Source organism: Pelagivirga sediminicola (assembly GCF_003072125.1).
GTDB classification, from domain to species: domain Bacteria; phylum Pseudomonadota; class Alphaproteobacteria; order Rhodobacterales; family Rhodobacteraceae; genus Roseovarius; species Roseovarius sediminicola.
Genome location: NZ_QCYH01000044.1, coordinates 1 through 3,103, shown reverse-complemented (window position 1 = coordinate 3,103; position 3,103 = coordinate 1). Strand labels below are relative to the sequence as shown.

General features: G+C 60.0%; 6 protein-coding genes. All 6 read left to right on the top strand.

Annotated elements, in window-relative coordinates:
• Positions 1–74 precede the first annotated feature (74 nt).
• The 6 genes from DC366_RS19285 to DC366_RS19260 are packed head-to-tail and all read left to right on the top strand — an operon-like array spanning position 75 to position 2,963.
• Positions 75–326 (top strand): hypothetical protein, encoded by a 252-nt coding sequence (locus DC366_RS19285; RefSeq protein ID WP_108693765.1) that lies wholly within the window; start codon positions 75–77, stop codon positions 324–326.
• 59 nt (positions 327–385) lie between these two features.
• Complete coding sequence (locus DC366_RS19280) at positions 386–610, top strand: hypothetical protein (RefSeq protein ID WP_133176256.1); 225 nt, start codon at positions 386–388, stop codon at positions 608–610.
• Complete coding sequence (locus DC366_RS19275; protein WP_108693763.1) at positions 607–840, top strand: hypothetical protein; 234 nt, start codon at positions 607–609, stop codon at positions 838–840. Before DC366_RS19280 ends, DC366_RS19275 begins: the two co-directional genes overlap by 4 nt.
• A complete protein-coding gene (locus tag DC366_RS19270; RefSeq protein ID WP_108693762.1) occupies positions 837–2,261 on the top strand; it encodes a DUF4942 domain-containing protein in 1,425 nt (474 codons plus the stop codon). The genes DC366_RS19275 and DC366_RS19270 overlap by 4 nt, the downstream gene beginning before the upstream one ends.
• A complete protein-coding gene (locus DC366_RS19760) occupies positions 2,243–2,698 on the top strand; it encodes a hypothetical protein (RefSeq protein WP_133176255.1) in 456 nt (151 codons plus the stop codon). Before DC366_RS19270 ends, DC366_RS19760 begins: the two co-directional genes overlap by 19 nt.
• A 31-nt stretch (positions 2,699–2,729) precedes the next feature.
• The gene (locus DC366_RS19260; protein ID WP_108693760.1) at positions 2,730–2,963 is read left to right on the top strand and encodes a hypothetical protein; all 234 of its coding nucleotides are present in this window, start codon (positions 2,730–2,732) and stop codon (positions 2,961–2,963) included.
• Positions 2,964–3,103: the final 140 nt, after the last annotated feature.

The following is a 3,103-nucleotide window of genomic DNA, read 5'->3' as shown; positions in this document are numbered from 1 at the left end:
CGACCGACCCCTAAAACCCCGCCCGATTATCGGCACCAAGCCGGACAGGGCAGCACCACAAAGGAACGAGAAAAATGGCTTATCAAATCGTCGTCACGACCGAAGAAGGAATGGTCAGCACATACCCCGACAGCATCGAGGCATGGGCCGAGGACAATTACACCGCGATTACCGGCGTATCCGCCAACCCGCGCACCCGTCCCGAATTGCAGGGCCATCCGAAAATGGCCGGTTTCGTCGGCCCTTGCTGGGGCGGCACGACCGAGAGCGGCGAGCCGATCATCCGCTACGAGGACTCCGAGACCTATCGCGCGCTTTGCGTCTGATCCTTTCCCCCAACAACGCCCCGCCCGACCCGGCGGGGCAGCATCCACGGAGCAACATCATGTCAGCACGTCTTTTCACATTGCAGGCCGACTATCAGGGCCAGCCCTATCCGCAGGCCATTTACGGCACGAGCGAAATCATCCTTCGCATGTTCGGGCGCGACCATCACCGCGCCGCCACGATCAAGCCGATCCTCACCCTCAAGAACCCGGACGGCGACACCATCGCCACGATGGACGAATGGGCCGACGACTGGACCGATACCCCGGAGGCGAAAGCATGAGCAGCCGCCGCAGCACCCACCATTTCGACAATGAAGCCGAGGCGATCCGCTACCGCGACGAGGAAGGCACCGGAGGCTGGATTTTCGTATGCAACGATAAAGGCGAGGCGACGATTTTCCCGCACCAAATGACCCCAAAGGACATTTTCAACAGCGGCCAAACCAGTTCATCGGGCGGGCGCTTTATCGGAGCGACTGGCAAGATCATCAGCGCGGAGGACGTGGCATGAACCAGCACACCGGTTTTGCCCGTATCGGCACCACACCGGAGCAGGAGGCGCGTAGCGCCCCTGCCATCCGGCAGAGCCTCAAAGAGATTGTGCAGCGATACACCGCGAAGCGTGACGGCGGCGCGGTCACGCGCGAGACGGAAAGCGGCGTTATCGAAATCATCGAGGAATATCAGGGCATCGAGGCCGAGGCGCGGGCCTTCGCTGACGCTACGGCCCGCGTGAAAAACGCCAGCGCCATCGGGACCAGTTGGGGCGGCGATATTTTCCTGCGCGGCCATGATCCAGAAATATCGGCCGAGCGGATGAAAGCCGCGTTGCTGCGATCCGCTTGGCGGCACGTCTATGAAGGATTGCCGGTCAAGGACTGCGCCAGCGCGAAGGACCGGAAGCGGTTCGATCTGTTTTTCGAGAACCCGCCCGAGTTGACGCTTGCCGCCATCGCGGAACACTTCGGCGCGTTCCTGCTGGACCAACGCCACCACATTCTAAAGGGGCTGGCCGAATGTTTCTGCGATCTGGACCCCGCCTATAAGAGCCACAGCAAGGTTGCCATTGGCGTTCAGGGATTGCCGAAACGGATCATCGTCAACCACGTTGACCGCTATCTTTCATCCTGGGGCGCTGAACGTGTCAAAGACACGCTCAACGCCCTGCGCGTCTATCGCGGTCAAGCCCGCATGGAATATGGCGAATGGTCGAGCATGATGGACGAGGCCCGACGCCACGGCGAGGCAGACTTTAGCGGCGGCATCATCCGCTCATTCAAGAACGGGAACGCGCATCTGATCTTCGACAAGCAGGGCTTGCTCGACATTAACCGCGCTCTGGCCGAGTTCTACGGCGAGGTTTTGCCCGACGCGCCGAACGCGACAGAAGCGAAACGGCCAAGCACCGAAGTTGCGCGCGATCTGCAATTCTACCCCACGCCGCGCCGGGTGACGGAAGAAGTGTTGCAGCGATTGCAGCTTTCAGGCGGCGAAACCATCCTTGAGCCGTCATGCGGCACGGGCGACATGATGGACGAGCTGGCCGACTGGCACAATCAGGAGGACCGTTGGAAGCGCCGAACACCCCTCTTTGTCACCGGCATCGAGTATGACGCAGGCCGCGCGGAACAGGCGCGCGCCAAAGGCCACCACGTCATGACTGCGAATTTTCTACAGGTCGCCCCGGAGGCCCGCTTTGACGTGGTGGTGATGAACCCGCCATTCTACGGAACGCACTATAAAAAGCATCTGGATCACGCCCAAAAGTTCCTGAAAAAAGGCGGGCGGCTGGTCTGCGTCCTGCCCGCGACGGCCTACTACGACCACGGCAACACGATTGGCGAGTGGCGCGATCTGCCCGTTGGCAGTTTCGCAGAGAGCGGAACAAACGTGCCGACCGGATATTGCGTCTGGTGGAAGCCGAAAGACTGACGGTTGGGGCGGCTTTCAGCCGCCCCTTTCCTTGCCCGGTTTCGGGTTGGCAATCTTCGCCGCTCGCCTTTAGGATCATGCCGTCACAATCCCCTGTAATCAAACACATCGAGAAGAAGCCAGATATGGAAATTGCCTATGATCCCGACAACCTCGCAGGAGCCGAGCGATACCTTATTCAGAGCGGGGTTGCCGATCCTGACAGTGTTCGGACGTGGATCGAACAGAAAACCATCGAACAGCTTGACCGACAGGGAGCCAAAGGGCGCGAATTTCCGGTTCTCCACCGTGGCATCGGTTTCTTTTGGGAGATTACAGGCTACACCAACGCCCCGAAATTCAGCGTCTCTATTCCCGACAAGGATGCTGGTGTTGCAGGTTCGTCGGATTTAGTGAGCGTCGCCTATTGGGTGGCGGCGGATGTGGTTCCAGCCTAGCCTTTCGGTTGGACCGAACAGGAGCGGCAGAATGTCAGAACGTCTTTTCATGTTGAAAGCCAAGTATGAGGGCCAGCCCGATCCGCAGGCGATCTACTCCACGAATGAAAACGTGCTTCGCATGTTCGGCAAAGACCATCATGCCGCCGCGAAGATCAAACCCGATCTTTTCCTGATCGACCCGGACGGCGCAACGCTCGCCACGATGGACGAATGGGCAACCGATTGGTGCGACCTGGCGGGCCGCTCACAAGGCGTCAGATAGGATGTCGGGGCGGCAGGTAACGCCGTTGCCCTGCCCTTTTTTCCTGCCTCATTTTCCTGAAAATATCCACGGGGGAGCTGCGCAAGCAGCGGGGGCCGTGGCCCCTGCCATGATCCTCGATCATGGCACCGCGCTCTAGG